Raw genomic sequence first — 26,398 nt, 5'->3', positions numbered from 1 at the left:
GAATGGCTTTGGCACGACGGCGACGAAAGTGGTTTGAGGGCCTTTGGGCTCAAGCTGAAATTGACCCAAGTCTGCACAAGTTCGGACTCGCTTGAAACATCGAAATCTCTAATGGATTATCTGGGATAAATGCACGTTTTCATGGTGAGGCGCGTCTTGAATTCCTGGACAGTGTTGCCTATTACGAAGCTATCCAGGTTGGCCTCGGAGAGCGATTCCGACAAGCCATTGAGGCCGCTGTAGCATTGGCAGCGTCGTTGCCGTTTGCTGGGTCTCCACACAAGTATGGAACTCGACGCGTGTTTACCAAGAAATTCCCCTTCTCTGTTGTCTACTTGGTTGCGGGAAACGAGATTGTCATATTCGCTGTCGCGCATTTCAAACGCAAGCCGGGATATTGGAAAAATCGCAGGCATGACAGTTAACGTTGAACTAAACCGCTGACGTGGTGGTGGGTTTCAGGCGAGCCGGCACCGCGTTTTTGTTGACGCGAGACTTGCGCCAATGGCCGTAAAAGGCAAGCCTTCAGGCTTCACCTGACGCAGCGGCCATGGGTCAACCCAAGTCCGCCAGTCCCGGTGATTCAAGCCGTCATTGCAACGACCCCGGTGCGCCAAAACACCCTTTTGGGTGGCCAGCGCAGCACCGATGTGGTGGGTCTTGGTTTGACGCGATTACCGGGTGGTCATCTCCCAGTCATTATGCTGCACCCCCCGGGGCTCTGTGATCACCGGCAGGATGAGCCGTTGCTCAATGCACATCTCACCGCCACAGCAAATGCAAAGCAGCTTGGGTCGCTAGGTTTTGGGCGTGCCAGATTGGCTGGGCGCTTAGGCACAGTGATTGAACACCAACAAACGCAGCAAAGCTATCAGCCGCTTGCTGTTGGGGTACAAAAAACCATAGTTGCGTGAACGCCTGAACCCCTTGGGCAACTTATGGTGCAACACCAAGTGCAAAAACGCCACCCCGCTAAGCGCGCGTTGCTCATGCCTGTTGGTTTGGCTGTGCTTCCAGCGCTATAGCGTGTTGTCAAACCCCGTTTTGTGTACCATTGATACCGTTATCGGTTCCAATAAAGGGATGGTTATGAACATCATCACAGTGGCAGAGATCAAGCGCAGCGGTTTCGCGGCGCTGGACGCGGCGCTGGCGCAGGGGCCGGTGCATCTGATGAAGCGCAACCGCCCCAGCGCGGTGTTGTTGAGCCCGGCGGACTACGCAGCTTTGTTGGCGCAGGCCCAGCGCAACCAGCCATCGGCTGCCAATGGGGTAAGCCAATTTCTTGCGCAAGATGTCGATGCTGGCGGGCTGGATGCAGTGGGTTTGCAGGCCCGCCTGGCCGGGTTGAATGATGGCTGGAGTGACCGGTGAGGTTGTTTTTGGATGCCTGCGCGCTGATCTACCGGTTTGAAGGCGCGGCCTCATTTCGCAGCGCCGCCACAGAGCTGATGGCGCAATTGATTGCACAGCAGGATAGTGTTGAACTGGCGGTGTCGCGCCTGTCGGTGCTGGAGTGCCGCGTCAAGCCGCTGCGCGAAGGCAACACGGTGCTTTTGAAGCGCTACGACGACTTTTTTGCCGCAGTGCAGATTGTGGAGCTCAGCGCCGCAGTGGTCGATGCCGCTACCCAATTACGCGCCCGTTACGGTCTCAAAACCCCTGATGCCTTGCAGGCAGCCAGTGCGTTCGCAACCGCACAGCGCACTCTTTTTGTTACCGCAGATGCGGGTTTTGCCAAAGTGGCTGGGCTGGATGTGCGGCTGATCAAAATGGCTTGAACTCGCGCTCCTTCGCCTGATACCTGCTTTCTGGATGATTGAGTGCTGCTGGAAAACTGGTGATGATTATAGAAATAAGTTGATATACTCACAGGCTTTTCAAAATTTTTGAAGAGGTTCACGTTTTCGTCGTTTTTTTGTTTTAAACGTTTAGGGACGTTTAGTTTTTAGGAGGCTCTCGTGCCAACCATTAATCAGTTAATCCGTCAGGGGCGTTCGGTTGAAACCGTCAAGTCCAAGAGCCCTGCGATGGAAAATTCTCCTCAACGCCGTGGTGTTTGCACCCGTGTTTACACCACAACTCCGAAAAAGCCTAACTCAGCGCTGCGTAAAGTGGCCAAAGTTCGCTTGACCAACGGGTTTGAGGTGATCTCTTACATCGGCGGTGAAGGTCACAACCTGCAGGAACACAGCGTGGTGCTGGTTCGCGGCGGTCGTGTCAAGGACTTGCCTGGTGTGCGCTACCACATCGTGCGTGGTTCGCTGGACTTGCAAGGCGTGAAAGATCGCAAGCAGTCGCGCTCCAAATACGGTGCAAAACGCCCTAAGGCTAAATAAGCTAAGGTGTCAAAGTAACAGGTGTTTGTTTGCTGCGTGGCGCAGGAAGCAGACGTAGTGACCCAATGTTCGGGTCGAGTAAGTGAGAGACTTATGTTTAACTCTCGCGGTGCTGAAAAGTGCCAACTGAAGCAATAGAGGTGAAAAAATGCCACGTCGTCGTGAAGTCCCTAAACGTGAAATTCTGCCGGATCCTAAGTTCGGTAATGTCGAGCTGTCCAAATTCATGAACGTGATCATGGAAGGCGGCAAAAAAGCTGTTGCTGAACGCATTATTTATGGTGCATTGGAGCAAATTGAAAAGAAAAACCCCGGCAAAGACCCAGTTGAAGCCTTCACCATGGCCATCAACAACGTCAAACCTTTGGTTGAAGTGAAGTCGCGCCGGGTGGGTGGTGCCAACTACCAAGTGCCGGTTGAAGTGCGCCCTGTGCGTCGTTTGGCTTTGAGCATGCGCTGGATCAAGGAGGCGGCACGCAAGCGTGGTGAAAAATCCATGGCTTTGCGTTTGGCCAACGAATTGATGGAAGCTACCGAAGGTCGTGGCGGTGCTATGAAAAAGCGTGACGAAGTTCACCGCATGGCTGAAGCCAACAAGGCGTTCTCGCACTTCCGCTTCTAAAACTCCACGGCGCGGCTTTCAGATCGTCTGAATGCTGCGCACCCAGGCCGCCATCCGGGTGGCCTTTTGTCTTTATAGATACTGATCACCTAAGGATTCATCATGGCTCGCCATACCCCCATTGAGCGCTACCGCAACATCGGTATTTCTGCGCACATCGACGCTGGTAAAACTACAACCACCGAGCGTATTCTTTTCTACACCGGCGTGAACCACAAAATTGGTGAAGTGCATGATGGTGCAGCCACCATGGATTGGATGGAGCAAGAGCAAGAGCGCGGCATCACCATTACTTCTGCTGCCACCACCTGCTTCTGGAAGGGCATGGAAGCCAATTTTGCCGAACACCGTATCAACATCATTGACACTCCCGGCCACGTGGACTTCACCATTGAGGTGGAGCGCTCCATGCGCGTGCTTGACGGTGCGTGCATGGTGTACTGCGCCGTGGGTGGCGTGCAGCCACAGTCTGAAACCGTTTGGCGTCAAGCCAATAAGTACAAAGTGCCACGTTTGGCTTTTGTCAATAAGATGGATCGTACCGGTGCCAATTTCTACAAGGTTGTAGATCAGATGAAGTTGCGTCTGAAAGCCAACCCAGTGCCGATCGTGATTCCGATTGGGGCTGAGGAAAATTTCGTGGGTGTCATCGACCTGCGCAAGATGAAAGCCATCATCTGGGATGAAGCCTCACAGGGTATGAAGTTCACCTTTGAAGAAATTCCCGCTGAGATGCTGGCGCAAGCTAAAGAATGGCGTGAAAAAATGGTTGAAGCCGCTGCCGAAGCCAATGAAGAGCTGATGAACAAATACCTTGAAGAAGGTGATTTGACTGAAGCTGAAATCACGTTGGGCTTGCGTACCCGTGCGATTGCCTGCGAAATTCAACCCATGTTGTGCGGTACCGCCTTTAAAAACAAAGGTGTTCAGCGCATGCTTGACGCGGTGATTGAATTGATGCCTTCGCCTTTGGATGTGCCACCAGTTCCTGGTTTTGATGAAGACGAAAAGGAAACCACACGCAAAGCCGATGACAAAGAAAAATTCTCTGCGTTGGCATTCAAATTGATGACCGATCCGTTTGTGGGTCAACTGACATTTGTGCGTGTTTACTCAGGTGTTTTGACAAAAGGCGACACGGTTTACAACCCTGTACGTGGCAAAAAAGAGCGTATTGGCCGAATTGTGCAAATGCACGCCAACAAGCGTGAAGAAGTCAGTGAAATTGTGGCTGGCGACATTGCAGCTTGTATTGGTCTGAAAGACGTGACCACTGGTGAAACTTTGTGTGACCCATCAGCCGTGATCACTTTGGAGCGCATGGTGTTCCCTGAGCCTGTGATTACGCAAGCGGTAGAACCCAAGACCAAAGCTGACCAAGAAAAAATGGGTATTGCCTTGCAACGTTTGGCTCAAGAAGATCCATCTTTCCGAGTCAAGACGGATGAAGAATCTGGTCAAACCTTGATCGGTGGTATGGGCGAATTGCACCTCGAAATCATTGTGGACCGCATGAAGCGTGAATTTGGCGTGGAGGCCAACGTGGGCAAACCTCAAGTGGCCTACCGTGAAACCATCCGCAAGACCATTGAAGATGCTGAAGGCAAATTTGTGCGTCAATCAGGTGGTAAGGGTCAATACGGTCACGTGGTGCTCAAGATCGAACCCAACGAAGCTGGCAAAGGCATCGAGTTTGTGGACGCGATCAAGGGTGGCGTGGTGCCACGCGAATACATCCCGGCTGTCGAAAAGGGTATCCATGAAGCCGTGACGCAAGGCGTGTTGGCTGGCTATCCGGTGGTGGATGTCAAGGTGACGTTGCACTTTGGTTCTTACCATGATGTGGACTCGAATGAATTGGCCTTCAAAATGGCTGCTATCTTTGGTTTCAAAGAAGGTTGCCGTAAAGCCGGCCCAGTGATTCTTGAACCCATGATGTCCGTGGAAGTGGAAACACCTGAAGATTACGCTGGCAATGTGATGGGCGATTTGTCCTCACGTCGGGGTATGGTTCAAGGCATGGAAGACATGGTCGGTGGCGGCAAGGCCATCCGGGCAGAAGTACCTCTGTCTGAAATGTTTGGCTACTCCACCACGTTGCGCTCAATGTCGCAAGGTCGTGCCACTTACACCATGGAATTCAAGCACTACACGGAAGCTCCGCGTAACGTGTCTGAAGCCATCATGGCGGCAAGGGCAAAGTAACGTCTTTGGGGACAGACCAAGAAATTGCGTCAGCAATTTTTGCTCTGTCCCCAACTGATTAGATAGGGTGTCAGACCAGGATTTGCGAAGCAAATTTCCTCGGGCACCTCGAATTAGATGAATCTGTCTGCGATTTCGCACCTCCAGCTGCCCGTGGCTAGAGATCAAGTGACGAAATGCAGACGTAAAACCAATTCACGGGTCATGTTCTTTTAAGGAATCGAAATGGGAAAAGAGAAATTCACACGAACCAAGCCCCACGTGAACGTGGGCACCATCGGTCACGTTGACCATGGCAAAACCACCCTGACAGCCGCCATCACCACCGTGCTGGCCGCCAAGTTTGGTGGCTCGGCCAAGGCCTACGACCAAATCGACGCAGCGCCTGAAGAAAAAGCCCGCGGCATCACCATCAACACCGCCCACGTCGAGTACGAAACGGCCAACCGCCACTACGCCCACGTCGACTGCCCTGGTCACGCTGACTACGTCAAAAACATGATCACCGGCGCAGCCCAAATGGACGGCGCCATTCTGGTTTGCTCTGCGGCTGACGGTCCCATGCCTCAAACCCGCGAGCACATCCTGTTGGCTCGTCAGGTCGGCGTGCCCTACATCATCGTCTACCTGAACAAGTGCGACATGGTTGACGATGCAGAACTGCTCGAACTCGTTGAAATGGAAGTGCGCGAACTCCTGGACAAATACGACTTCCCAGGCGACGACACCCCCATCATCCACGGCTCAGCCAAACTCGCCATGGAAGGTGACAAAGGCGAACTCGGCGAAGGCTCCATCATGAAGCTCGCTGACGCCCTGGACAGCTACATCCCCCTGCCAGAACGTGCTGTTGACGGCGCATTCCTGATGCCCGTTGAAGACGTCTTCTCCATCTCTGGTCGTGGTACCGTGGTCACAGGTCGTGTCGAGCGCGGCATCATCAAAGTCGGCGAAGAAATCGAAATCGTCGGCATCCATGACACCCAAAAAACCACCTGCACCGGCGTGGAAATGTTCCGCAAACTGCTCGACCAAGGTCAAGCAGGCGACAACGTCGGCATCTTGCTGCGCGGCACCAAACGCGAAGACGTGCAACGTGGCCAAGTGCTGTGCAAACCCGGTTCAATCAAACCGCACACCCACTTCACGGGCGAAATCTATGTGTTGTCCAAAGATGAAGGTGGCCGTCACACCCCCTTCTTTAACAACTACCGTCCTCAGTTCTACTTCCGTACCACGGACGTGACCGGTGCCATCGAGTTGCCAGAAGGCAAAGAAATGGTGATGCCTGGTGACAACGTGTCAATCACAGTGAAGTTGATTGCCCCAATCGCCATGGAAGAAGGCCTGCGCTTCGCTATTCGCGAAGGTGGTCGTACCGTTGGCGCGGGTGTGGTGGCTAAGGTGATTGCGTAAGGAACAAGCATGGCAACGAAACAAAAAATCCGTATCCGCCTGAAAGCGTTTGACTACAAGTTGATCGATCAGTCAGCAGCAGAAATTGTCGACACTGCAAAACGCACTGGTGCGATTGTCAAAGGCCCAGTTCCTTTGCCAACACGCATGAAGCGCTTTGACATTCTGCGTTCACCCCACGTGAACAAGACCAGCCGCGATCAGTTTGAAATCCGAACACACCAACGATTGATGGACATTGTTGATCCTACAGACAAAACGGTAGATGCACTGATGAAGTTAGATTTGCCAGCGGGTGTGGATGTCGAAATCAAGTTGCAATAAGTTTTTGTGCTTTTTGCGTGACAACGCGTACAAAGCATGAAGAAGAGCAGTGCGTGTGCTTGTCTAATAGACAGGTCTGCGCTATACTCACAGGCTTCGCTTAATCGGGAAACTGATTGGGCGGAGTTTTATTAACAGTCTTTCACAACACAACGTGTGCAGCCAATTGAAGTTGCACCGGTGAAAGTTACGGAGAAAACAATGAGTCTTAGCAATCACTTAGGGTTGCTTGGGCGCAAAGTTGGTATGACACGTCTTTTTACGGATGATGGGAATGCAATTCCTGTGACCGTGATTGATGTGTCAAACAACCGAGTGACTCAAGTTAAAACCCAAGAGAACGACGGCTATGTCGCTTTGCAAGTGACATTTGGTGTGCGAAAAGCTTCGCGTGTCAATAAGCCTGCAGCTGGGCACTTGGCGAAGGCCGGTGTTGAAGCTGGTGAAATTATCAGGGAATTCCGTGTTGCCGCTGAAACAGCAGCTCAATATCAAGCTGGTTCAGTTGTTCCTGTAGTCAATGTGTTTTCTGTAGGTCAAAAAGTTGACGTACAGGGCACATCCATTGGTAAAGGTTACGCAGGAACAATCAAGCGTCATCACATGAGTTCACAACGTGCGTCGCACGGCAATAGCCGCTCGCACAATGTTCCAGGGTCCATCGGTATGGCGCAAGATCCAGGTCGTGTGTTTCCGGGTAAACGCATGACTGGGCATCTGGGTGATGACTTGGTGACTACGCAAAACCTTGATGTCATTCGTGTTGATGAAGCTCGTCAATTGCTTTTGATCAAAGGTGCTATTCCTGGTTCTGCTGGTGGCTTCGTTACAGTGCGTCCTGCCATTAAATCTCAACCTGCTCAAGCGAAAGGGGCGAACTGATGCAGCTCGAACTCCTGAATGATCAAGGCCAAGTGGCCTCTAAACTTGAAGCGCCTGAGGCAGTTTTTGGTCGTAGTTACAACGAAGACTTGGTTCACCAAGTTGTTGTGGCTTTTCAAGCCAATGCACGGCAAGGTACGCGCGCCCAGAAAGATCGTGAACAAGTCCGTCACTCGACTAAGAAACCTTTTAAACAAAAGGGTACAGGTCGCGCGCGTGCAGGTATGACTTCTTCGCCTTTGTGGCGTGGGGGCGGTCGGATTTTTCCGAACATGCCCAATGAAAATTTCACACAAAAAATCAACAAGAAGATGTACCGCGCTGGTATGGCTTCTATCCTGTCGCAGCTGGCACGTGAAAATCGTCTCGCAGTTGTTGAGGCATTAACGGTTGACTCTCCAAAGACCAAATCTTTGGCTGCGAAGTTCAAGGCCATGAATCTTGAGTCCGTGTTGGTGATTGCAGATGAGATTGATGAGAATCTTTATCTTGCATCTCGCAACTTGGTTAATGTGCTGGTTGTAGAGCCTCGGTATGCTGATCCCGTGTCGTTGGTGCACTACCGCAAGGTGTTGGTCACCAAAGCTGCCATGGGCAAACTCGAGGAGATGTTCGCATGAGCCACGGTCCAAATTTAACTAAATTTGATGAAGGTCGTTTGATGCAGGTTCTGGTTTCGCCCATCGTGTCTGAAAAGGCAACGATGGCTGCAGAAAAGAGCAATGCTGTGACCTTCAAAGTGCTTCAAGATGCAACCAAATATGAAATCAAGGCCGCTGTGGAATTGATGTTCAAGGTTGAAGTCAAGGGCGTGTCTGTTGTCAACACCAAAGGTAAAACCAAACGTTTTGGCAAGTCCGTCGGGCGTCGTGATAACGTGCGTAAAGCGTATGTGATGCTCAAAGCTGGTCAAGAGATTAACCTTGGTGGGGAGTCTGCGTAATCATGGCTGTTTTGAAAATGAAACCAACTTCACCAGGCCGTCGCGGCATGGTGAAGATTTCGCGTGATCACCTTCATAAAGGTGATGCATATGCGCCATTGTTAGAGCCTCAGTTTCAATTGGCTGGGCGCAATAACAACGGACATATCACTACACGTCACAAAGGCGGTGGTCATAAGCATCACTACCGTGTTGTTGACTTTTTGCGTAACAAAGATGGTATTGCAGCCAAGGTTGAGCGTATTGAATACGACCCCAACCGTTCTGCCCATATTGCTTTGGTGTGCTATGCCGATGGTGAACGTCGCTATATCATTGCCCCACGTGGTCTGGAAGTCGGCAGCTCAATCATGAGTGGGGCTGAAGCTCCAATTCGTGTAGGCAATACGCTACCGATCCGCAATATCCCAGTGGGTTCAATCATCCATTGCATTGAGTTGCAAATTGGCAAAGGTGCACAGGTTGTACGTTCGGCTGGTGCTTCCGCTACATTGCTGGCTCGTGAAGGCATTTACGCGCAAGTCCGCATGCGCTCAGGTGAAGTCCGTAAGATTCACATTGAATGCAGAGCTACCTTGGGTCAAGTGGCTAATGAAGAACATAGCTTACGCCGTTTGGGTAAAGCTGGTGCAACACGTTGGTTAGGTATTCGCCCGACAGTTCGTGGTGTGGTTATGAATCCTGTGGATCACCCGCATGGTGGTGGTGAAGGTAAGACCGGTGAGGGTCGCCATCCAGTCGATCCTTGGGGTAATCTGACCAAGGGCTACCGTACCCGTAACAACAAGCGCACGCAGGTCATGATCGTGTCGCGTCGCAAGAAGTAAGGGGTAGGTAAATGACTCGTTCTCTCAAAAAAGGTCCTTTTGTAGACCAACACCTCATTGCCAAGACTGAAAAAGCCGTGGCAACGAAGGACAAGAAGCCGATCAAAACTTGGTCGCGTCGTTCAATGGTTCTGCCTGATTTCATTGGGTTGACTATTGCTGTGCACAATGGCAAGCAGCATGTGCCTGTTTATATCACTGACCAAATGGTTGGCCACAAGTTGGGTGAGTTCGCACTGACCCGTACTTTCAAGGGTCATCCTGCGGACAAAAAAGTCCAAAAGAAATAAGGAGTTGACCATGGAAACACGTGCAACCCTTCGTGGCGTTCGCTTATCGGTCGATAAAGGCCGGCTTGTTGCGGATTTGATCCGCGGCAAAAAAGTAGATCAGGCTTTGAACATTTTGCAATTTACGCAGAAAAAAGCTGCTGGAATCATCAAAAAAGTTTTGGAGTCTGCCATTGCCAATGCTGAGCACAACGATGGTGCTGATATCGATGAATTGAAGGTGAAAACCATCTATGTCGAGCAAGGCGCATCGCTGCGTCGCTTCACGGCTCGTGCAAAAGGCCGTGGCAATCAAATCAGAAAACCCACGTGCCATGTGTACGTGACGGTTGGAAACTGAAAGAGGCCAGGAAGTTATGGGACAAAAAATCCATCCAACCGGTTTTCGTTTAGCTATTAGTCGCAATTGGTCCTCTCGTTGGTATGCCAGCGACCGTGATTTTGCTGGCATGCTGGCTGAAGACATCAAGGTGCGTGAGTACCTGAAAGCCAAGCTTAAAAATGCTTCTGTGTCGCGTGTTCTGATTGAACGCCCGGCCAAAAATGCCCGCATTACCATTTACTCGGCTCGTCCGGGTGTGGTGATTGGCAAAAAAGGCGAAGACATTGAAAACCTCAAGCGTGATCTGTCCAAGCAATTGGGCGTGCCTGTGGCAGTCAACATTGAAGAAGTGCGCAAGCCTGAAATCGATGCGAAACTGATCGCTGACTCAATTACCCAACAGCTTGAAAAGCGCATCATGTTCCGTCGCGCTATGAAACGTGCGATGCAAAATGCGATGCGTCTGGGTGCTTTGGGCATCAAGATCATGTCGTCTGGCCGCTTGAACGGTATTGAAATTGCTCGTTGCGAGTGGTATCGCGAAGGTCGTGTGCCGCTTCATACACTGCGCGCTGACATTGACTATGGCACTTCTGAGGCCAAGACAACATACGGCATCATTGGTGTCAAAGTCTGGGTCTACAAGGGTGATACCTTGGGGCGCAATGATCTGCCAGCTGTTGAAACACCTCGTCCGGATGATGAGCGTCGCCCACGCGGCCCACGTCGTGATGATCGTGGTGGCCGTCCTGGATCTGACCGTCCCACATCACGTGGTGCACGTCGCCCTCTTGGTGGCAATAATGCGCCTGCTGATGGCAGTGACAAACCAGCTGAAGCATCAGGGGCTGATGCCAATAAACCCACCGTTCAGCGCGTCCGCAAGGTAGCCGCGCCAGCCGCTGCAGCAGCTGACGGTAAAGGAGAATAACTATGTTGCAACCCGCTCGTCGCAAATACCGCAAAGAGCAAAAAGGCCGTAACACCGGTATCGCCACACGCGGAAGCTCTGTGGCATTTGGTGACTTTGGCCTGAAGTGTATTGATCGTGGTCGCTTGACTGCGCGTCAAATTGAGGCTGCACGTCGTGCAGTTTCTCGTCACGTCAAACGTGGTGGTCGTATTTGGATTCGTGTGTTTCCTGATAAACCCATTTCCCAAAAGCCAGCTGAGGTTCGCATGGGTAATGGCAAGGGTAATCCTGAATATTATGTGGCTGAAATTCAGCCCGGCAAGATTGTGTTTGAAATTGTGGGTGTGACTGAAGAACTCGCCCGTGAAGCATTCCGCCTTGCTGCTGCCAAATTACCACTGCGCACGACCTTTGTGTCTCGCATGATTGGTCAGTAATCAGGAGAAAATGATATGAAAACGACTGAATTACGCAAAAAAGACGTGGCAGCTTTGAAAACTGAAGTCAAAGAGTTGCAAAAAGCTCATTTTGGTTTACGTATGCAAAAAGCCACGCAACAACTTAATAACACAGCCACTTTGCGCATTGCGCGTCGTGACATTGCTCGCGCTAAGACCATTTTGGTTGAAAAGCTTGCTGCTGATCAATCCGCCAAATAAGGAGCGACAAATGACGGAAGCTAAAACATCCCTCAAGCGCACCTTGATTGGCAAGGTTGTCAGTGACAAGCGTAGCAAGACAGTCACTGTGCTGATTGAGCGCCGTGTCAAGCACGAGTTGTATGGAAAGATTGTTGGTAAATCCAGCAAATACCATGCACACGATGAAAAAGGTGAATTCAAGCTGGGTGACGTGATTGAAATCACGGAAAGTCGTCCAATTTCAAAAACCAAAAATTGGGTTGCGACACGATTGGTACAGAAAGCATCATTGGTTTGATGTTAAAGGGTTCAGAAATTGAACTCTCAATTAAAGGCTCACTGTTGTGAGCCTTTTTCATTTGTGCATAAGTTTAGGAGTTTGAAATGATTCAAGTTGGAGATATGTTGCCAGTTGCAACCTTGATGGAGTTCCATTCTGAGGAAACTGCTGGTTGTAGTCTAGGCCCACATCCTGTGGATGTGCGTGCTGCATGTGCTGGGAAAACCATTGCTTTGTTTGCATTGCCTGGTGCGTTTACACCGACATGTTCAGCTAAACATGTGCCTGGTTTTGTTCAAAACAGCGCTGCCTTAAAGGCAGCTGGCGTGGACGAAATTTGGTGCATCAGCGTGAATGACGCGTTCGTGATGGGCGCTTGGGCACTTGATCAAAAAACAGGCGAATCAGTTCGGATGTTGGCAGATGGTGATGCCGTCTTCACCAAAGCGACGGGCTTAACACTGGATTTGACTGGCAAGGGCATGGGGTTGCGTAGTAATCGTTATTCAATGTTAGTTCGTGACGGTCGAGTGGTTCGTTTGAATGTAGAAGCTCCTGGTAAATTTGAAGTCAGCAACGCTGAAACTTTGCTTTCTCAAGTCAAGGCTTGATTTACATCTGTCATCTTTCAAGATACGACACTGAAAAAAACACGATTAGCACACATACAGCCAAAATAAGCACACTTTTGAGATGGTCTGCATGTGTGTCATTGGATTGAGTAACCTCAACATCAAGTGTCTTGTCGCCCGTGATCATTGGTTTGACTAAATTTATTTGTTTTTTGAAGTAGTACAAAGCAATCGCGATGATGTGGGTCACTATTAAAAAAAGTAAGACAACTTTGCCAATATTTTTATGGTATGTCGTTGAGAGCACAACCCATTCGCTTGATACAAATCGGGTCAACGGGCCGCTGTTGAGAATTTCATCGTCACTCATCAAACCGGTCGTCACTTGAAGAGTCAAAAACAGTAGCATAGCCATGACCGACAGTGATCCTATGGGATTGTGTCCAATTGACTCAAGGCTAGTACCTTTGCCTTTGAGGTAATTGAAAACGACTGATGGGTGAAATGTGAAAGTTTTAAACCTAGACCAATAGCCACCTACAAAGCCCCACGTTATTCTGAACAAGAGCAGCGATAAAACGCCATAGCCCAAGCGAAAGTGCCAAACCATGGCTGCCCCCCCCAGATTAGCGGTCACCACCAAGCTTACGACTGCAAAGACCAATAACCAATGGAATAAACGCGTAGGTGCATCCCATACCCGAACAATGAAACTCATAGAGTCCTTCAAGAAACAACAATTAACTTACAGCTTATACACTTAAGCTCCCCAATCACTGTTTGAGTTTAACGACGAAAGGTTTTTATGATGAAGTACTCCAATTTGCTACTTGCTGGTGCGCTTTTTACCGTGTCAATGACAGCGTCCGCGCAATTTGCCAAACCAGACGATGCGATCAAGTACCGCAAAAACGCACTATTTGTGATGCAACAAAATTTTGGGCGTGTGGCTGGCATGGCGGCTGGAAAAATTCCTTTTGATCCGAAAGTAGCTGCCAACAGCGCGGCTGTGGCTGATTTCGTTGCCAAGCTTCCCTGGGCGGGTTTCGGTGTTGGCACTGATATGGGTGAAACCAAAGCCAAGCCTGAAATCTGGACAGACAAGGCCAAATTTGATGACTACGCCAGCAAGATGCAAGCCGAAATGACGAAGCTGTCAGCCGCAGCAAAAACTGGGAATTTAGACAACATCAAACAAGCCGTCAATGCGACAGCCGGAACGTGCAAATCTTGTCACGATGATTTTCGCGCCAAATGAACTTGCATCTGTGATACCCGTTACGTTCGCGGATGCTTGAGTCGCGAACCATGAACGATGATCAGAGGTTAAGATGATTTAACTTGCAAACTTGAAAGCTGCCTTCATGAATCGTCGTTCATTTTGTTGTGCCCCCATAGTTCTTTCTTTGACCTATGGGGTCGGCTTTCATGGTTTGGCGCAGTCATTGACTCTGAGTGATATCACCAATGCTCAGGCATCTTCTGGATTGAAGGTGGCTCTAGAAAAGGGAGCACTTTCAGCTGTAAATATTTTGGGTCAAGTCAATGGTTTCATGGGAAATGAGCAAGTTCGTATCCCGTTGCCCGGCTACCTGGAAGATGCCGCTAAATTGATGCGAACTTTTGGACAAGGTGCCAAGTTAGATGAACTTGTCACAGCCATGAATCAGGCAGCAGAAAAGGCCGTCCCTTTGGCGCGTGATACGTTGATTGGTGCGGTGAAAAGCATCAATGTCCAAGATGCGAAAAAGATTCTCATGGGCTCTGACACCGCTGTGACGCAATTTTTCGCAGAGAAAACGCGTCAACCTTTGCATTTGAAGTTCTTACCCATCGTCACCCAAACCACTGCACGTGCCAACTTGTCTGAAAAATACAACCAAATAGCGGCTCGTGCGGCTGGACTGGGTTTGATTAAAAGCGACCAATCTACCATCCAAAACTATGTCACTGAAAAAGCTTTAGATGGTTTGTATTTCATAATAAGTGAAGAAGAAAAGAAAATTCGGCAAGACCCTGTTGGAACAGGCAGTGCAATTTTGAACAAAGTCTTTGGTGCGTTAAAAAATTCGTAAACGTTCAGCTCTTGTCTATTCACTTTGCATGTACATCCACATTGCTCTGAATGAATCTCAGAGAACCATTCATCTTCCAAACCACTAGGCGCATGCTGTGCCAGCAGTGAGTGTTGCAAAATATTGCCCTCCCCTCATTTATGAACAACGGTATTTTCATCATGGCACACGCACCCTTGGCCAGTGCCCTGCGTCAATGCGTGTTGCATGTGTTTCCAGAGGTTTGCAACACTGTTGCTGTGCTTGATGTGCAGCCCAACACATCCACTGATGAAACATTGGCTATGGCGAAAATTGTCATGGCATCCTTAAAAACAGAACATACCTTGGTCCTGACTGACATGTTTGGCGCCACACCATGCAATGTCGCCTTGAAGCTGATTGATGGTGCGCGTACACGCATGGTTGCAGGTGTCAATTTACCTATGCTGATGCGTGCCGTCACCTACAGGCATGAACCGCTTGACGCCTTGATGGCGCGCGTTCTTGCGGGCGGTTCGCAGGGCATCATGCAGGTGGCTGTGACTGCACCACAAAACCAACTACGTAAAGCCAATGATCAAAACTACCACGACCATCAGCAATAAATTAGGCTTGCATGCCCGTGCATCAGCCAAATTGACCAAGATTTCCGGGAGTTTCCCGTGCGAGGTATGGATGACCCGTGGTGACCGACGCGTCAATGCCAAAAGCATTATGGGCGTGATGATGCTCGCAGCAGGCATGGGGACACAGGTTGAGGTGGAGACAGATGGTACGCAAGAGCAAGAAGCCATGGACGCGCTGTTGGCATTGATTGCTGACAAGTTTGGAGAAGGTGAATGACCTTCAGCATCCATGGCCTGGCGGTCGCACGCGGCATTTCCATTGGGCGAGCAGTGCTGGTGGCATCTACCCGCCTGGATGTTGCGCATTACTTCATTGAGCCCAGCCAGGTCGCCGCTGAAATTAGCCGAGTCCGTGAAGGCCGTGACGCAGTGGTGGCGGAAATTCACCGCTTGCTTGCCAGCATTGCGCAAATGAATCCCAAAGACACCCCCCATGAACTGGCTGCCTTGCTGGATGTGCATTTGATGCTGCTGCAAGACGAAGAACTCAGTAACGGGGTGCGCCACTGGATTAAAGACCGCCTTTACAACGCTGAATGGGCCTTGACAACCCAACTTGAAGTCATTGCGCGCCAATTTGACGACATGGAAGATGAGTACTTGCGTGAACGCAAAGCTGACTTGGAGCAAATTACCGAAAAAATATTGCGCGCCATGCGCGGTGTTTCATCGCCTTTGATGCAGCCGCTGGGTCGCAATGGCCGCAAGTTGACACAACAAGATTTGCTGCTCGACGACACTGTGGATGTTCCTTTGATACTGATTGCGCATGATCTCTCTCCCTCAGACATGTTGCAATTCAAGCAAAGTGTCTTTGCCGGGTTTGTCACAGACGTGGGGGGCAAAACCTCACATACAGCCATTGTGGCGCGCAGTTTGGATATTCCGGCCGTAGTGGGCGCACGTCTGGCCAGTCATTTGATCCGGCAAGACGACTGGGTGGTGATCGATGGCGATGCAGGTGTGGTGGTGGTTGACCCATCCCCCATCATCTTGGCTGAATACGGCTTTAAACAGCGCCAGGGCGAGCTGCAGCGGGGGCGCTTGATGCGCCTTTTACATACACCTTCGGTCACCTTGGATGGCCAAAAAATCGAGTTACTGGCCAACATTGAGATGCCCGAAGATGCTGACAGCGCACTCAAAGCCGGTGCGGTTGGCGTGGGGTTGTTCCGCAGCGAATTTTTGTTCATGGGGCGTCATGGCAAGTTACCCAACGAAGACGAGCAATTCCAGGCTTACAAACGTGCCGTGGAAGGCATGCAGGGCTTGCCTGTGACCATTCGCACCGTTGATGTAGGCGCTGACAAACCGCTGGATGACACTTTGCGCGATGATGCCCATCTGAACCCCGCGTTAGGCTTGCGCGCTATTCGCTGGAGCCTGGCAGACCCGGCCATGTTTTTGACCCAACTGCGCGCCATTTTGCGGGCGGCGGCGTTTGGCCAAGTCAACTTGTTGATTCCCATGCTGGTGCATGCCAGCGAGATCCGTCAAACCATGGCTTTGGTTGACCATGCACGGGTTCAGCTTGACAACCGCGGCGTGGCATACGGCCCACTCAAAATTGGTGCCATGATCGAAATCCCTGCTGCAGCCTTGACGCTCAAGGTGTTTTTGAGATATTTTGATTTTCTGTCGATTGGCACCAATGACCTGATTCAGTACACGTTGGCCATTGACCGTGCGGACGAGTCCGTAGCCCACCTCTATGACCCCATGCACCCGGCCGTGCTGCGTTTGGTGGCACAAACCATCGAGCAAGCTCAAGCGCAAAACAAGCCAGTGAGTGTGTGCGGTGAAATGGCCGGCGACACCACCATGACCCGGTTGCTGTTGGGCTTGGGCTTGCGCAGCTTCTCCATGCACCCGGCGCAAATATTGTCAGTCAAGCAAGAAGTCTTGCGCGCCGACACCGAAAAACTAACGCTTTGGGCAGATGAACTCTTGCAAGAAGATGAGCCCAGCAAACGCATCGCCAAAAAAGCATGATCTTCCCATGGTGAAGCGATAGCATTCATCGCTAAACTTTCTGAAAGAAAAAATGACTTACAAACTCATATACACGTTGTTGCTGGCTGGTTTGGCCACACTGCCCGCATATTCACAAACGGTTGGCGTGTTGAAATCTGTGGAAGGACAAGTAAGTTTGAGCCAAGCGCAACGCGAGCGTGTGGCAGATGCGGGTGTGGGCATTTTGGGCTCTGACAAAATTGTCACTGGTCGCCAAGGTAGCGCAGCGCTCACACTCAAAGATGGCACCGTGGTCATGCTAGGACCTAACACAAACTTGGCATTGGCCGATGTCAAGTTTGACACCACCACCCAAGAAGGCAGTGTGTTGCTGCACCTCACGCAGGGCACCATTCGAGTTGTGACGGGTTGGCTAGGCAAGCTCCACCCTGAGCAAGTCAAAGTGATCACGCCCACCACCGTGGTAGGTGTGCGGGGAACCGACTTTATTGTGGAGGTGCCATGAAAAAGCTAATGCAATGGGGTTGCGTGTGTGTCACGCTAGTCGTTTTGTCGGCCTGTGCGCCCTCAACCCGGGTGATTTTATTGCCGCAAGGGAGCAACACAACGAGTGCGGTCGACGTCAAAGGCACGGGTGGCACGGTCAGACTGGCTGCGCCTTACCAAACCGCAAACGTCAGCCAAAAAGGTCAACTTGAACTCACCACCACAGATCCTCTTGTTGTGATGGAGCGCTATGGAAGTTTGTTAACAAAAATACCTGATGCTGCGGAGCAATTTGTGTTGAATTTTGAAACGGGTAGCTCAGACTTGACAGCTGAATCACAGACGCTGCTACCCTCTATCTTGACGCGTGCTCGCACACGCCAAGGGGGCGAAATCATCGTGATCGGGCATACTGATCGGGTTGGCACAGTCAGCGCAAACGATGCCTTATCGCTGCAGCGTGCCATAGCCATTCGGCAACTTTTTCTTGATCAAGGTTTCAGGCCGGATTTGATTGATGCGGTGGGGCGTGGTGAACGCAGCCCCTTGGTGCCTACCGCCGATGAGGTGGCCGAGCCCAAAAACCGACGCGCCGAGGTTGTTGTTCAATAAACCACAGCACCCCTGATGGTGAGTCCATGTTTGGCACGATGCGGGTCAGCAAGAACGCAAAGGTATCGGTCGATTTTGAGTGGCGTTACCGGTTTGACAGTAATACTCGGCAAGTCCGTGTTGGCACCTGGCCCAAGCTGTCGCTGGGAGACATTCGCCGCCAGCGTGATGCGTTCAAGGCGCAAGTGCAAGCCAAAGATCGTAAAGACCTGATTGCTGAAAAAGAGGCTTCCAAGCAAGCGCAGCGGGACCAAGCTGATCTTGTAAAGTTAAAACTTGAGGCTGCTTGGAGGTTGCCAAACTCAAGGTTCAAGCCGACGCTGCCGAGGCACTTCGCGCGCAGTGTTGCCGCCGGTGGCCACGGTGCGCAGTTCATCAGCTTTCAGTTGCAGGGTTCTTTGCTCTGCTTTGGCTTGGCGAGTGGCTTGGTCACGGCCAACGCGGTTGGTCTCGGCGCAGGCGTCACACACATGATCGTCACCGCAACCGGTGACTTCGACCTTGCTTCCGCACAGGGAACAAGCTGATTTCATGGTGTGCGCCTATTTCGTAACTGTCACGATATTTTAATCGTGTGCCTCACGCCCCCCGCGGGGTTGCTGATATACAAAATTCCAGGTCTTGTCTAGACTTTCTACGACAACACATCAAAGAGCTTTGAGAATATCAGCACGCTTCTGCTCGTACTGCTCTTGCGTTATCAAGCCCTTATCCATCAAACCCTTCAATTCAGTAAGTCGTGCTTCTAAAGACTTGTCATTTTTGTTAGCAGTCGTTTGCGAAGTGTCGGAAATAACACATGATGAGACCGTGTTCATAGCTATTTGAGGGGTATTGCCGACTTTGAGGAGTATGTGGCCACCGCTATTGCTATTTAAACCAGATTGCAGATCGATTGATTCCCAAGCAGAACCACTTATTGCCACTTGCCCAAGTGTATCTAGTGTGCAAGTGGTATTGATATCTGATTTTAATATTAGACTCGGACGTCCCTGAATTTGTGTTATACCAGAGACCTTTCTTGTAAATGATGAAAAGAAACTTGATTTACCGCCTGGAAATAATTCACATATATTGGATGCTGTTACCTCACTATTCTGCCTTAATTTTTTTCCAATGGGGCTGTAATCAATCATTGCTTTTTCTAAATCTTTGGTGAACTTGTTAAAAAAATCATTGACGGTCTGATCTTCAGTCGCAAATTTAAAACTCCCGTCAAGAATTTTCGAGCCATCATAATTTATATCAGCAACAGCAGAAAATTTATCCATTTTCATTTCAAACTTAAACCGACCTGTAGAGTCAAGAAATAGTTTTATGATGGTTTCTGAAGGTTTGTCATTTGGATCTGACTCATTTCTAGCTAGACATGTTGACTCAAACCCAGGTCGGTAAAGCAATCTGACCTCACCATTAAGCGGCGTAATGCCATAGGGCAACGCCACCTCCGCCATGCTGCTGCCAGCGCAAAGCATGAACAGTACAAATCCACTGAGTTTGTTCATTTTATTGGTTCGCCAGAATTCGCTTCACCTGTTCATCGTATTGTTGCGATGTAATTAGATTTTTGTCAAACAGTGACTTGGCTTCAATAAGCTTGTTTTCTGTCGACTTATTTTGCTGAGGTTTAGGTATTGACCGAAGCGCGATATCATTAATTGATTTCTCTTTTACATCTTTTCTAATAAATTGAACTGTTCTTGACTCGCTATATTTCTCCCAGCTTTTTCCGCATGTAAATCTATTTGTCTTGCTATTAAAATATATGCTAAACCAAACATTGCCAGTTGTTAAAACATCAGCTTTATACCAATTGTCATTTGCCGTATAAAATGCTTTAAATTCTGGTAATTTCGATATGGGCATATCGCCGGATCTATTTCCATCTGAACTATTTTCACTAAAGGTTACACAGTATTTGACAGCTCTTTCGGCCATCATATTTGCAATATTCTGATCGTTATAATCTAATGTGCCGTCAGTTAACAGATTTGTTGTTGCCAAACACCCACTCAACAAGAAGACGGGAATAAAAATTTTAAAATATTTATAATTTTTCATTATATAAGCCAAAGGTAGTTTAATATTAGTTATTATTGATAGATTAAAGTTTTTAGTCTTAGCTCGCCACTAAGATATGAATTTGTATCTGATAGTAACGTATAACTACCATCTGTACTAACGCGGTAGGCGATAGTTGAGTAACTCTGACGAGTGTTTGTTTTGTCAAAGTTTTCACTGATAAGTTTCAGAATCGCAGTTGAATTTGTGTCAGGTTCAAAAACATATGATAATTTTGAAGAGCCTAAAATTGTGGTTTTAGTGGAATTGCTGTAAGTTGTTGCAATTGCTAATGGCCCGGTGTCACCAATTTTTGCTGATTGTGGCTCTGGAAAACTATTCGTTACGACACCGTAATAATTTGAACCTATGCCACCTAATAAAGTGTAGTTTGAATCGTAGTGGGCAGATGATGTTTCAAAAATTGGAAAACTAACGCTGCCATTTGTGTATGAATAGGTTGTTGTAAAGTTTTTTACTAAGCTCGGTCGCCCTTCAAAGCTACTGCTAGCAGGTGCGCTGCTGCTGTCTGTACCTGTACCTGTCAGTACTTGGCCCGTGCTTAAATGGAGCGAAACAGTGAATGATCGTGTCTTTGCTTCATTGAATCGCCCGGCAGCGATCGAAAAAAATGGAAATGTTGCTGTTGACGCAACAGATACAGGAGTAGGTGATGTTCCGCCACCCCCACCGCCCCCACAACCAGCCAAAAAAGCCGTTGACAGCATCGTGATGGCCAAAAAATTTCTGATGTGCATGATCCCTCCAAAAAGCTAAGTTTGATGGTCTTGATTTGTTTTTCTACCTGACCGCCATCAAATGCACAGGTTACCAACTTCACAATTTTTGTCGTGTTAGCAACCCAGGGGGCGCAATGCACGAATTCGTGTGTGTACGAATTAAAGCACATTAGCGATAAGTCTTGTCGTGAAAAACGATCAAGACATCCCACTACAAAAATGCTTTGGATTGCGCGTCAAAGAATTGCGCGATGGCAAGGGCATGACTCAAGAGGACTTGGCTGATGGTGCCGACTTGTTTCGGACATACATCAGTCGCATTGAGACAGGACTAGCTAACCCCTCATTGACAGTCATACATGCGTTGGCGAAGGCGCTCGCTGAACCAGTTGCAAGTCTGTTGTCGCCACCTACACAATTGAACGTACCAGCGAAAACTTTTACACGAAATTCAATCGCGCGTGGGCGAGTGAGTCGCTAATGCAGTTTGCTGTCTTCCTGCCGCCAGCAGTGCTGTAACAATCCGCGAAAAGCGCACGCGTATTTCATACTTTCGGTTGGGCAACCAACTTGTGTACAAATCAACAGGGTTGGCATAGCACAGCTATTGGTGAATAGTTGGATGCCACGCAATCAATGCCAGTGCTTCGCAAGTGATGGTCAGCGCGCTGCGGCGCGGATATGGCCGAGACGTCGTCTGCGATGGCCACCAGCGCAGTCGTGTCGTTTACCGTGCCCCCATAAGGGCGCTGCGCGCCACGGGCAAGGCAAGCAACACCACTGCTTGCCGTAGATCGACGGCCTGTGTCGCCAGCCAGTGTCAAAGGCTGAGTACAGCCCTTGCCAGCCAACACGAGGCTGTCGCTTGGGTTAAACAGGCAGCTCAGTCGTGCCGCTTACCCCACCCCTGGCGCTGGCGCGCCAACGGCAGGGCAAGCGACACCACTGCTTTTTCGGCAGGCAAAGTTCGGTGTCTCCAGCCAGTTGGCACAGCGCTGGCGCGCTATGCCAAAGCGTTGGGTCACGGCTCGCTGACGCATCGTGCTGGCAGCGCGTTATCCACCAGCGTGACCATGTGCCCCCGTGAGTCGCTTCGCTTTGTCACAGTGGCACATCGTCACTTGTCGCCAGCTTGTGAGTCCATCTGGGGCCAGCCAGCCGCAAAGGCGGGGTACCGCCCTTGCAGAGTCAGACCACATCGTCAGTGCTTCGCAACATGGCAGTCAGAGCTCTGTGGCGCTGGGTGTGGCCACGGCTCGCTGCGCATCGTAGCTGGCATCTCAGTTCGGAGCGGTTTCGTGTTCGCACGCTACGGCAAAATTACATAGCGTCCCATTGCCCTCAGTGTCCGCCAGTCAGTCGCAAGCTCCTTTTGTGGCGGCCACCGCTTCGCGCCCTGCGGGTGAAAGCAATAGACACTATGCAAAATTGCCTACGCTGGCGCGGGCGCGTCAGCCGCCTGCACTCCCCAGCCGCTTCGCGTCTTACGTGCAGGCGGCCGTCGCCCTTTTGGTGTGCAGGCGCTGTGGCATTAGTCAGGCGCTGCGCGCATGGTTTTAGTCAGCGGCTTCGCCGGTCATATTGTGTTGGCTCCCGCCCACCCCTGGGGCTTGCTTGCTTCGCAGCAGCGCAAGCGCGGTCTGCCCGTCCGCCACCGAGGGGGCTCCCTCAGAACCGCGCTGTTGGTTTGTCTTCGCTACGAGTTTGGAAGTTTCAGGCACGGAAAGCAGCGGTCACGCTGGCTTACTTTTGTCGTCATATTTACTATGTTATTAATAGCTGCTTACGCTTATTCCATAAGCTCTAGAGGCGTAAATAGCATATAACTCACTGGGGTAAACCAAATGGAAGGGTGCCTGCGCCCCGCAGAGCAAGGTTTACAAACTGTGGGGGCAATTGTGGGGGCAATCTGGTGATTCAGAGCCGCAAATCAAAATGGGTTAGCAGCTAAAAACTGCTAACCCATTGATTTAATTGGTCGGAATGAGAGGATTCGAACCTCCGACCCCTTCGTCCCGAACGAATGCTGAATTATCGGTATTTAAAGGTAATTTTCCGAAGAATACCATTTTTTGGGACAAATTTGGGACAATGAATGGAATATGGCAACTATTACACGACGAGGGGATCTGCAATGGCAAGCTAAGGTGCGCCGCAAAGGATACCCGATGCAGTCCCGCACTTTCATGTACCGTGAAGATGCAGAAAAATGGGCGCGGGCACTTGAGCGTGAGCTTGAGACATCCGGCTTCATTGATCGGCGCGAAGCCGAAAAAAATTCTCTGCGGGAAATGCTTGAACGCTATCGTAAAGAAGTTACTCCTTCGAAAAAATCTGCCGAGATCGAGTCAATCCTGATCGGTGTGATTCTAAAAGACGCGGTACTGCCTGATTTGAAAATGTCCGCAATCACAAGCGCGGCTGTTGCAGCGTGGCGCGACCGCCGATTGAAGCAGGTGACTGGCGGTTCGGTGAATAGAGAAATTGATGTTTTGTCAGCGGCCCTCAACCATGCCAGACGCGAATGGGAAATGCATGTCGAAAACCCGATACCGTATGTAAAGCGCCCTCCGAAGTCACGGGCACGGGAGCGCCGTTTTTCGGTCGAGGAAGAGAAGTATCTGTTTGAGGCATTGAGCGGGGGAGTCCGGCAAGCCAATGGGACTTTTAGTAAGGGCGCACGCAACCCATGGTTGGCACCACTTGTCAGGCTGGCTTTAGAGACAGCCATGCGGCGGGGTGAATTGTTGTCGCTGCAATGGGAGCACGTCGATTTAACACGGCGGACTGCGCATTTGCCGGATACGAAGAATGGGGATTCCAGAACAGTACCTTTGTCGTCGAAAGCCGTTGAGATATTCAAGGGGCTGAAGCTATCAAAGTCTGGAGACGAAGAGGGTGCAAATGAGTCACATGCAAGCGGGGCGGTCTTCCCCACATCAGCGATGGCTTTGCGCATGGGCTTTAAGCGATCGCTGGAGCGTGCGAGAGAGAAATATATACAAGAGTGCGAGATGGCAGGGGTACGTCCAGTGGCTGGGTTTTTGGAAGATGTGCATTTTCACGATACGCGGCACGAGGCCGCATCAAGACTGGCTGAGAAATTGTCGAACGTGTTGGAGCTGTCAGCGGTGACGGGGCACAAAGACTTGCGTATGCTGAAACGCTACTACCATCCACGCGCCGAAGACCTCGCTAAGAAGTTGGATTAGTATTTTTCACCCAGAGAGATGTATCTGTTGACAAGGCTGTGAATGAGGCAAGTTATCCACGATAAATCGCCCCCCCTCTGTCCGATAAATCCCCCCCCCCTTCAAGCTACTTTTTCCGATAAATCGCCCCCCCTTTGTCCGATAAATCAGCCCCCCCCTAAACCTATAAGGTTTGCCTTTAAGGCTTCCTGTAACTTTTTACCGATAGTTAGAGGCATGTTTTTTGTGGAAAACTAAGGCAAGACGACGCTGGTTGCTGGCTCAGGGCTTCGCCTGGCCCACAAGGGGCCTCCCAACATCCGGTTGATCAAGCAAATAGACTAAGAAAATTTCAGCGCTTAGACTTCACTGTTTCTGCGCCGGGAAGCAGCCGTTTTTCCAGATTGGCGAGCTGCTGCTGAACGTCACCAGCTTTGCTGAGTTGAGCTTGTAGATCAACCACCTGTTGTTCAGCTTTTGCCAGCGCAGACCGGGCTTCGGTCAAGTTGACTTCGGTTTCAGTAGCTCGTTGCACGCGCTCTTCAAGCCGACCGACCTTCAATTCAAAGTCGCGATTCGCACTTTTGAGCGCGGCAATCTCTTCGTCTTTGGCTGATCCCTGCGTCTCAAGGCGAGCTATCTCTTCCGTGGCCTCACTGAGTTCGTCTTTCATCGTGGCAATCTGGGCGACAGCATCTTTTCGCACAGCATCAGCCTCAACACGGGCCTGCTGAGCCACTTCGGCGAAGATCACTCGCACCAGATCAGCACCCTTGGCAAGCAAGGCATCCGGCACATCAACAGGGGTTGCTTCACCATTTTCTCGACGGGACTCCCAGTCGGCCAGCATGGGCTTGATGGTCGTGAAAGAACCACCCACTCGCTGCTGAATGAGTCGAAAGGTTGGCTTGCCGCCTGCCGCAACGATGGCATCAGCGGCGGCATCTATGGACGACTGAGTGACTTTTTGTTGCATGAATATCTCCCAAATTTATTAGTAACATCATAACGTGTTACGTTATCATAACGTAACACGTTATCCAGTGTGAAAAGTCCAAATTGAAAAGGTGAAACAGTGATGGCAACCTCAGACGATTACCAAGATTTGGCCGGGGAGATTCGCGCCGTGGCGGAACTACTGCCCGACCTGTTGCGCGGACTGCCAGACGAAACCATCGTTAAGTGGCACGTCAACACCTTGCAGGCACTGGCCGACCGGGCGATATGGTGGGGGAGAGAAGAGGACAACGAAAAAACGGCGGCACTGGTGGCCGCCGTCATTGAACGCGCAAAGATGAATTAATTACTTGAGTAACTGAGTTTTTGCGTTTTCAAGTAGCTAAGTGTTTAATCAAACACGAGTAGCCCGCAAGGACGGTGGGTAAGTCGGCACGACTTATCCACGGGCCGCGCAGCGCCAAGGCGCGGAGTAGGGCAGGGCAAGCATCACAGCGCGTTTTTGGGTTCGACAATGATGCACTCGCGCCCGTTTTTGGCTTGTGGGTTGCGACCACATTCGACCCGTAGTTTCATGGTTCGCGTCAATCGTTCCGGGTTGTAGGTCACGCTGATGGTGTGCGTGCCTTCCGACAGTCGATGATTCTGGCGCTTGTCGCCCGTGTTCCATTCATCCAGTGGGGCCAGCAAGAACAGCCCGCCAGTGACGGCGTGGTGATCGTTACGGTGTTTCATGTCGATGGTGGCAACCGTCGCGCCGTCAACTTTGAACGATGCCGACTGATTGGGATATTCCCGGCAAAGCCGACCAGAACCGCACCAGAAATGAAAATTTAAGCGATGTTCACCCGAGAGCCACGACAACGAAGCATCGACCACGGGGCCGTCTTTCATCGGATTGGCGGTGGCGGATGTTGCGGCAACCACGGCCAGAGCCAGCGCAGCAAGTAGCTTTTTCATCAAATAACCTTTTGAGTAATTGCGCAGATACTCACTAACTGTCATGAATCCAAGCCGACGCCCCGGATGATGAAAGAAACTCTAGGGTGGAGGTGACGGGGTCGATGCCGAGAAAATTCTTTGGGAGCGAGCATCCCGATAACTAACTTGGCACGCCT

The 26,398-nt window shown here is 50.5% G+C and carries 36 protein-coding genes and 1 pseudogene; 30 read left to right on the top strand and 7 right to left on the bottom strand.

Going from position 1 to position 26,398, the window contains the following annotated elements; translation table 11 throughout:
* Nucleotides 1–98 precede the first annotated feature (98 nt).
* Nucleotides 99–425 carry a type II toxin-antitoxin system RelE/ParE family toxin gene (locus PHT20_RS16765; RefSeq protein WP_366520934.1) on the top strand — a complete coding sequence of 109 codons (327 nt, stop codon included), beginning with the start codon at nt 99–101 and terminating at the stop codon, nt 423–425.
* 405 nt (nt 426–830) lie between these two features.
* Here PHT20_RS16765 and PHT20_RS16760 read toward each other — a convergent pair.
* A pseudogene (locus PHT20_RS16760) lies at nt 831–1,007 on the bottom strand (transposase); the annotation flags it as partial.
* A gap of 82 nt (nt 1,008–1,089) precedes the next feature.
* Between PHT20_RS16760 and PHT20_RS13105 the strand changes: the two are divergent.
* The 18 genes from PHT20_RS13105 (at nt 1,090) to PHT20_RS13020 (ending at nt 12,615) form a co-directional block, all read left to right on the top strand.
* A complete protein-coding gene (locus PHT20_RS13105) occupies nt 1,090–1,374 on the top strand; it encodes a type II toxin-antitoxin system Phd/YefM family antitoxin (protein ID WP_301020870.1) in 285 nt (94 codons plus the stop codon).
* Nucleotides 1,371–1,781 carry a PIN domain-containing protein gene (locus PHT20_RS13100; RefSeq protein WP_301020869.1) on the top strand — a complete coding sequence of 137 codons (411 nt, stop codon included), beginning with the start codon at nt 1,371–1,373 and terminating at the stop codon, nt 1,779–1,781. Before PHT20_RS13105 ends, PHT20_RS13100 begins: the two co-directional genes overlap by 4 nt.
* A gap of 180 nt (nt 1,782–1,961) precedes the next feature.
* Complete coding sequence (gene rpsL, locus PHT20_RS13095) at nt 1,962–2,339, top strand: 30S ribosomal protein S12 (RefSeq protein WP_300084423.1); 378 nt, start codon at nt 1,962–1,964, stop codon at nt 2,337–2,339.
* Nucleotides 2,340–2,487: 148 nt separating this feature from the next.
* Nucleotides 2,488–2,961 (top strand): 30S ribosomal protein S7, encoded by a 474-nt coding sequence (rpsG, locus tag PHT20_RS13090; RefSeq protein WP_296542742.1) that lies wholly within the window; start codon nt 2,488–2,490, stop codon nt 2,959–2,961.
* A gap of 102 nt (nt 2,962–3,063) precedes the next feature.
* Entirely contained in the window at nt 3,064–5,166 is a 2,103-nt protein-coding gene (gene fusA / locus PHT20_RS13085) for an elongation factor G (RefSeq protein WP_300084424.1), read from the top strand.
* 225 nt (nt 5,167–5,391) lie between these two features.
* Nucleotides 5,392–6,582, top strand: a complete 1,191-nt coding sequence (gene tuf / locus PHT20_RS13080) for an elongation factor Tu (protein ID WP_223907624.1) — start codon at nt 5,392–5,394, stop codon at nt 6,580–6,582.
* Between the two features lie 9 nt (nt 6,583–6,591).
* Entirely contained in the window at nt 6,592–6,906 is a 315-nt protein-coding gene (gene rpsJ / locus PHT20_RS13075; RefSeq protein ID WP_028250951.1) for a 30S ribosomal protein S10, read from the top strand.
* Nucleotides 6,907–7,107: 201 nt separating this feature from the next.
* Complete coding sequence (gene rplC / locus PHT20_RS13070; protein WP_301020872.1) at nt 7,108–7,788, top strand: 50S ribosomal protein L3; 681 nt, start codon at nt 7,108–7,110, stop codon at nt 7,786–7,788.
* Nucleotides 7,788–8,408, top strand: coding sequence for a 50S ribosomal protein L4 (gene rplD / locus PHT20_RS13065; RefSeq protein ID WP_300084425.1), 621 nt, complete (start codon nt 7,788–7,790; stop codon nt 8,406–8,408). The genes rplC and rplD overlap by 1 nt, the downstream gene beginning before the upstream one ends.
* Nucleotides 8,405–8,731: a 50S ribosomal protein L23 gene (gene rplW, locus PHT20_RS13060; RefSeq protein WP_301020868.1), complete on the top strand. Its 327-nt coding sequence runs from the start codon at nt 8,405–8,407 to the stop codon at nt 8,729–8,731. The genes rplD and rplW overlap by 4 nt, the downstream gene beginning before the upstream one ends.
* Nucleotides 8,732–8,733: 2 nt before the next feature.
* Nucleotides 8,734–9,558 (top strand): 50S ribosomal protein L2, encoded by an 825-nt coding sequence (rplB, locus tag PHT20_RS13055; protein ID WP_300084427.1) that lies wholly within the window; start codon nt 8,734–8,736, stop codon nt 9,556–9,558.
* 11 nt (nt 9,559–9,569) lie between these two features.
* Entirely contained in the window at nt 9,570–9,848 is a 279-nt protein-coding gene (gene rpsS / locus PHT20_RS13050) for a 30S ribosomal protein S19 (protein WP_300084428.1), read from the top strand.
* Nucleotides 9,849–9,858: 10 nt separating this feature from the next.
* The gene (rplV, locus tag PHT20_RS13045; protein ID WP_223907645.1) at nt 9,859–10,188 is read left to right on the top strand and encodes a 50S ribosomal protein L22; all 330 of its coding nucleotides are present in this window, start codon (nt 9,859–9,861) and stop codon (nt 10,186–10,188) included.
* Nucleotides 10,189–10,204: 16 nt separating this feature from the next.
* A complete protein-coding gene (rpsC, locus tag PHT20_RS13040) occupies nt 10,205–11,101 on the top strand; it encodes a 30S ribosomal protein S3 (RefSeq protein ID WP_300084429.1) in 897 nt (298 codons plus the stop codon).
* Nucleotides 11,102–11,103: 2 nt separating this feature from the next.
* Entirely contained in the window at nt 11,104–11,520 is a 417-nt protein-coding gene (gene rplP, locus PHT20_RS13035) for a 50S ribosomal protein L16 (RefSeq protein WP_296493788.1), read from the top strand.
* A 15-nt stretch (nt 11,521–11,535) separates the two neighbouring features.
* A complete protein-coding gene (rpmC, locus tag PHT20_RS13030; RefSeq protein ID WP_300084430.1) occupies nt 11,536–11,742 on the top strand; it encodes a 50S ribosomal protein L29 in 207 nt (68 codons plus the stop codon).
* A 10-nt stretch (nt 11,743–11,752) separates the two neighbouring features.
* A complete protein-coding gene (rpsQ, locus tag PHT20_RS13025) occupies nt 11,753–12,022 on the top strand; it encodes a 30S ribosomal protein S17 (protein WP_223907657.1) in 270 nt (89 codons plus the stop codon).
* Between the two features lie 86 nt (nt 12,023–12,108).
* On the top strand, nt 12,109–12,615 hold the full coding sequence (locus PHT20_RS13020; RefSeq protein WP_301020867.1) for a peroxiredoxin: 507 nt from the start codon (nt 12,109–12,111) through the stop codon (nt 12,613–12,615).
* A gap of 10 nt (nt 12,616–12,625) precedes the next feature.
* On the opposite strand, the gene PHT20_RS13015 is transcribed toward PHT20_RS13020, so the two are convergent.
* The gene (locus tag PHT20_RS13015) at nt 12,626–13,294 is read right to left on the bottom strand and encodes a cytochrome b/b6 domain-containing protein (protein WP_301020866.1); all 669 of its coding nucleotides are present in this window, start codon (nt 13,292–13,294) and stop codon (nt 12,626–12,628) included.
* Between the two features lie 87 nt (nt 13,295–13,381).
* On the opposite strand from PHT20_RS13015, the gene PHT20_RS13010 reads away from it, so the two are divergent.
* The 8 genes from PHT20_RS13010 to PHT20_RS12975 all read left to right on the top strand — a co-directional run bounded on the left by PHT20_RS13010 (nt 13,382) and on the right by PHT20_RS12975 (nt 18,858).
* Complete coding sequence (locus PHT20_RS13010; RefSeq protein ID WP_301020865.1) at nt 13,382–13,834, top strand: cytochrome c; 453 nt, start codon at nt 13,382–13,384, stop codon at nt 13,832–13,834.
* A gap of 106 nt (nt 13,835–13,940) precedes the next feature.
* Complete coding sequence (locus tag PHT20_RS13005; RefSeq protein ID WP_301020864.1) at nt 13,941–14,651, top strand: DUF4197 domain-containing protein; 711 nt, start codon at nt 13,941–13,943, stop codon at nt 14,649–14,651.
* 140 nt (nt 14,652–14,791) lie between these two features.
* Complete coding sequence (locus tag PHT20_RS13000; RefSeq protein ID WP_301020871.1) at nt 14,792–15,238, top strand: PTS sugar transporter subunit IIA; 447 nt, start codon at nt 14,792–14,794, stop codon at nt 15,236–15,238.
* Complete coding sequence (locus tag PHT20_RS12995; RefSeq protein ID WP_301020863.1) at nt 15,207–15,476, top strand: HPr family phosphocarrier protein; 270 nt, start codon at nt 15,207–15,209, stop codon at nt 15,474–15,476. The genes PHT20_RS13000 and PHT20_RS12995 overlap by 32 nt, the downstream gene beginning before the upstream one ends.
* Entirely contained in the window at nt 15,473–17,251 is a 1,779-nt protein-coding gene (gene ptsP, locus PHT20_RS12990) for a phosphoenolpyruvate--protein phosphotransferase (protein WP_301020862.1), read from the top strand. Before PHT20_RS12995 ends, ptsP begins: the two co-directional genes overlap by 4 nt.
* Nucleotides 17,252–17,303: 52 nt before the next feature.
* Complete coding sequence (locus PHT20_RS12985; protein ID WP_301020861.1) at nt 17,304–17,738, top strand: FecR family protein; 435 nt, start codon at nt 17,304–17,306, stop codon at nt 17,736–17,738.
* Nucleotides 17,735–18,331: an OmpA family protein gene (locus PHT20_RS12980; RefSeq protein WP_301020860.1), complete on the top strand. Its 597-nt coding sequence runs from the start codon at nt 17,735–17,737 to the stop codon at nt 18,329–18,331. The genes PHT20_RS12985 and PHT20_RS12980 overlap by 4 nt, the downstream gene beginning before the upstream one ends.
* 26 nt (nt 18,332–18,357) lie before the next feature.
* Complete coding sequence (locus tag PHT20_RS12975) at nt 18,358–18,858, top strand: hypothetical protein (RefSeq protein ID WP_301020859.1); 501 nt, start codon at nt 18,358–18,360, stop codon at nt 18,856–18,858.
* A gap of 120 nt (nt 18,859–18,978) precedes the next feature.
* Here PHT20_RS12975 and PHT20_RS12970 read toward each other — a convergent pair whose 3' ends face one another.
* Genes PHT20_RS12970 through PHT20_RS12960 form a run of 3 tightly spaced genes read right to left on the bottom strand, consistent with a single transcriptional unit; the run spans nt 18,979 to nt 21,150 of the window.
* Nucleotides 18,979–19,836 (bottom strand): SHOCT domain-containing protein, encoded by an 858-nt coding sequence (locus PHT20_RS12970; protein WP_301020858.1) that lies wholly within the window; start codon nt 19,834–19,836, stop codon nt 18,979–18,981.
* Between the two features lies 1 nt (nt 19,837).
* Nucleotides 19,838–20,392 (bottom strand): hypothetical protein, encoded by a 555-nt coding sequence (locus PHT20_RS12965; RefSeq protein ID WP_301020857.1) that lies wholly within the window; start codon nt 20,390–20,392, stop codon nt 19,838–19,840.
* Between the two features lie 32 nt (nt 20,393–20,424).
* Nucleotides 20,425–21,150 (bottom strand): hypothetical protein, encoded by a 726-nt coding sequence (locus PHT20_RS12960; protein WP_301020856.1) that lies wholly within the window; start codon nt 21,148–21,150, stop codon nt 20,425–20,427.
* 169 nt (nt 21,151–21,319) lie between these two features.
* On the opposite strand from PHT20_RS12960, the gene PHT20_RS12955 reads away from it, so the two are divergent.
* Both PHT20_RS12955 and PHT20_RS12950 read left to right on the top strand, forming a co-directional pair.
* The gene (locus PHT20_RS12955; RefSeq protein ID WP_301020855.1) at nt 21,320–21,613 is read left to right on the top strand and encodes a helix-turn-helix transcriptional regulator; all 294 of its coding nucleotides are present in this window, start codon (nt 21,320–21,322) and stop codon (nt 21,611–21,613) included.
* Between the two features lie 1,621 nt (nt 21,614–23,234).
* Nucleotides 23,235–24,344 (top strand): site-specific integrase, encoded by a 1,110-nt coding sequence (locus PHT20_RS12950; RefSeq protein ID WP_301020854.1) that lies wholly within the window; start codon nt 23,235–23,237, stop codon nt 24,342–24,344.
* Between the two features lie 331 nt (nt 24,345–24,675).
* Here PHT20_RS12950 and PHT20_RS12945 read toward each other — a convergent pair whose 3' ends face one another.
* On the bottom strand, nt 24,676–25,299 hold the full coding sequence (locus PHT20_RS12945; RefSeq protein ID WP_301020853.1) for a DNA-binding protein: 624 nt from the start codon (nt 25,297–25,299) through the stop codon (nt 24,676–24,678).
* 102 nt (nt 25,300–25,401) lie between these two features.
* On the opposite strand from PHT20_RS12945, the gene PHT20_RS12940 reads away from it, so the two are divergent.
* A complete protein-coding gene (locus PHT20_RS12940; RefSeq protein ID WP_301020852.1) occupies nt 25,402–25,626 on the top strand; it encodes a hypothetical protein in 225 nt (74 codons plus the stop codon).
* 143 nt (nt 25,627–25,769) lie between these two features.
* Here PHT20_RS12940 and PHT20_RS12935 read toward each other — a convergent pair whose 3' ends face one another.
* Nucleotides 25,770–26,240 (bottom strand): hypothetical protein, encoded by a 471-nt coding sequence (locus PHT20_RS12935; protein ID WP_301020851.1) that lies wholly within the window; start codon nt 26,238–26,240, stop codon nt 25,770–25,772.
* Nucleotides 26,241–26,398 lie beyond the last annotated feature (158 nt).

The organism is Rhodoferax sp. (assembly GCF_028715765.1).
GTDB lineage: Bacteria > Pseudomonadota > Gammaproteobacteria > Burkholderiales > Burkholderiaceae_C > Rhodoferax.
This window is presented reverse-complemented; position numbering and strand designations above follow the sequence as displayed.

Excerpts from the sequence above, each read along its gene's own strand:
- PHT20_RS13105 (WP_301020870.1), top strand. The coding sequence starts at position 1,090 with ATGAACATCATCACAGTGGCAGAGATCAAGCGCAGCGGTTTCGCGGCG.
- rpsG (WP_296542742.1), top strand. The coding sequence starts at position 2,488 with ATGCCACGTCGTCGTGAAGTCCCTAAACGTGAAATTCTGCCGGATCCT.
- fusA (WP_300084424.1), top strand. The coding sequence starts at position 3,064 with ATGGCTCGCCATACCCCCATTGAGCGCTACCGCAACATCGGTATTTCT.
- tuf (WP_223907624.1), top strand. The coding sequence starts at position 5,392 with ATGGGAAAAGAGAAATTCACACGAACCAAGCCCCACGTGAACGTGGGC.
- rpsJ (WP_028250951.1), top strand. The coding sequence starts at position 6,592 with ATGGCAACGAAACAAAAAATCCGTATCCGCCTGAAAGCGTTTGACTAC.
- rplC (WP_301020872.1), top strand. The coding sequence starts at position 7,108 with ATGAGTCTTAGCAATCACTTAGGGTTGCTTGGGCGCAAAGTTGGTATG.
- rplD (WP_300084425.1), top strand. The coding sequence starts at position 7,788 with ATGCAGCTCGAACTCCTGAATGATCAAGGCCAAGTGGCCTCTAAACTT.
- rplW (WP_301020868.1), top strand. The coding sequence starts at position 8,405 with ATGAGCCACGGTCCAAATTTAACTAAATTTGATGAAGGTCGTTTGATG.
- rplB (WP_300084427.1), top strand. The coding sequence starts at position 8,734 with ATGGCTGTTTTGAAAATGAAACCAACTTCACCAGGCCGTCGCGGCATG.
- rpsS (WP_300084428.1), top strand. The coding sequence starts at position 9,570 with ATGACTCGTTCTCTCAAAAAAGGTCCTTTTGTAGACCAACACCTCATT.
- rplV (WP_223907645.1), top strand. The coding sequence starts at position 9,859 with ATGGAAACACGTGCAACCCTTCGTGGCGTTCGCTTATCGGTCGATAAA.
- rpsC (WP_300084429.1), top strand. The coding sequence starts at position 10,205 with ATGGGACAAAAAATCCATCCAACCGGTTTTCGTTTAGCTATTAGTCGC.
- rplP (WP_296493788.1), top strand. The coding sequence starts at position 11,104 with ATGTTGCAACCCGCTCGTCGCAAATACCGCAAAGAGCAAAAAGGCCGT.
- rpmC (WP_300084430.1), top strand. The coding sequence starts at position 11,536 with ATGAAAACGACTGAATTACGCAAAAAAGACGTGGCAGCTTTGAAAACT.
- rpsQ (WP_223907657.1), top strand. The coding sequence starts at position 11,753 with ATGACGGAAGCTAAAACATCCCTCAAGCGCACCTTGATTGGCAAGGTT.
- PHT20_RS13020 (WP_301020867.1), top strand. The coding sequence starts at position 12,109 with ATGATTCAAGTTGGAGATATGTTGCCAGTTGCAACCTTGATGGAGTTC.
- PHT20_RS13015 (WP_301020866.1), bottom strand. The coding sequence starts at position 13,294 with ATGAGTTTCATTGTTCGGGTATGGGATGCACCTACGCGTTTATTCCAT.
- PHT20_RS13010 (WP_301020865.1), top strand. The coding sequence starts at position 13,382 with ATGATGAAGTACTCCAATTTGCTACTTGCTGGTGCGCTTTTTACCGTG.
- PHT20_RS13005 (WP_301020864.1), top strand. The coding sequence starts at position 13,941 with ATGAATCGTCGTTCATTTTGTTGTGCCCCCATAGTTCTTTCTTTGACC.
- PHT20_RS13000 (WP_301020871.1), top strand. The coding sequence starts at position 14,792 with ATGAACAACGGTATTTTCATCATGGCACACGCACCCTTGGCCAGTGCC.
- PHT20_RS12995 (WP_301020863.1), top strand. The coding sequence starts at position 15,207 with ATGATCAAAACTACCACGACCATCAGCAATAAATTAGGCTTGCATGCC.
- ptsP (WP_301020862.1), top strand. The coding sequence starts at position 15,473 with ATGACCTTCAGCATCCATGGCCTGGCGGTCGCACGCGGCATTTCCATT.
- PHT20_RS12985 (WP_301020861.1), top strand. The coding sequence starts at position 17,304 with ATGACTTACAAACTCATATACACGTTGTTGCTGGCTGGTTTGGCCACA.
- PHT20_RS12980 (WP_301020860.1), top strand. The coding sequence starts at position 17,735 with ATGAAAAAGCTAATGCAATGGGGTTGCGTGTGTGTCACGCTAGTCGTT.
- PHT20_RS12975 (WP_301020859.1), top strand. The coding sequence starts at position 18,358 with ATGTTTGGCACGATGCGGGTCAGCAAGAACGCAAAGGTATCGGTCGAT.
- PHT20_RS12970 (WP_301020858.1), bottom strand. The coding sequence starts at position 19,836 with ATGAACAAACTCAGTGGATTTGTACTGTTCATGCTTTGCGCTGGCAGC.
- PHT20_RS12965 (WP_301020857.1), bottom strand. The coding sequence starts at position 20,392 with ATGAAAAATTATAAATATTTTAAAATTTTTATTCCCGTCTTCTTGTTG.
- PHT20_RS12960 (WP_301020856.1), bottom strand. The coding sequence starts at position 21,150 with ATGCACATCAGAAATTTTTTGGCCATCACGATGCTGTCAACGGCTTTT.
- PHT20_RS12950 (WP_301020854.1), top strand. The coding sequence starts at position 23,235 with ATGGCAACTATTACACGACGAGGGGATCTGCAATGGCAAGCTAAGGTG.
- PHT20_RS12945 (WP_301020853.1), bottom strand. The coding sequence starts at position 25,299 with ATGCAACAAAAAGTCACTCAGTCGTCCATAGATGCCGCCGCTGATGCC.
- PHT20_RS12940 (WP_301020852.1), top strand. The coding sequence starts at position 25,402 with ATGGCAACCTCAGACGATTACCAAGATTTGGCCGGGGAGATTCGCGCC.
- PHT20_RS12935 (WP_301020851.1), bottom strand. The coding sequence starts at position 26,240 with ATGAAAAAGCTACTTGCTGCGCTGGCTCTGGCCGTGGTTGCCGCAACA.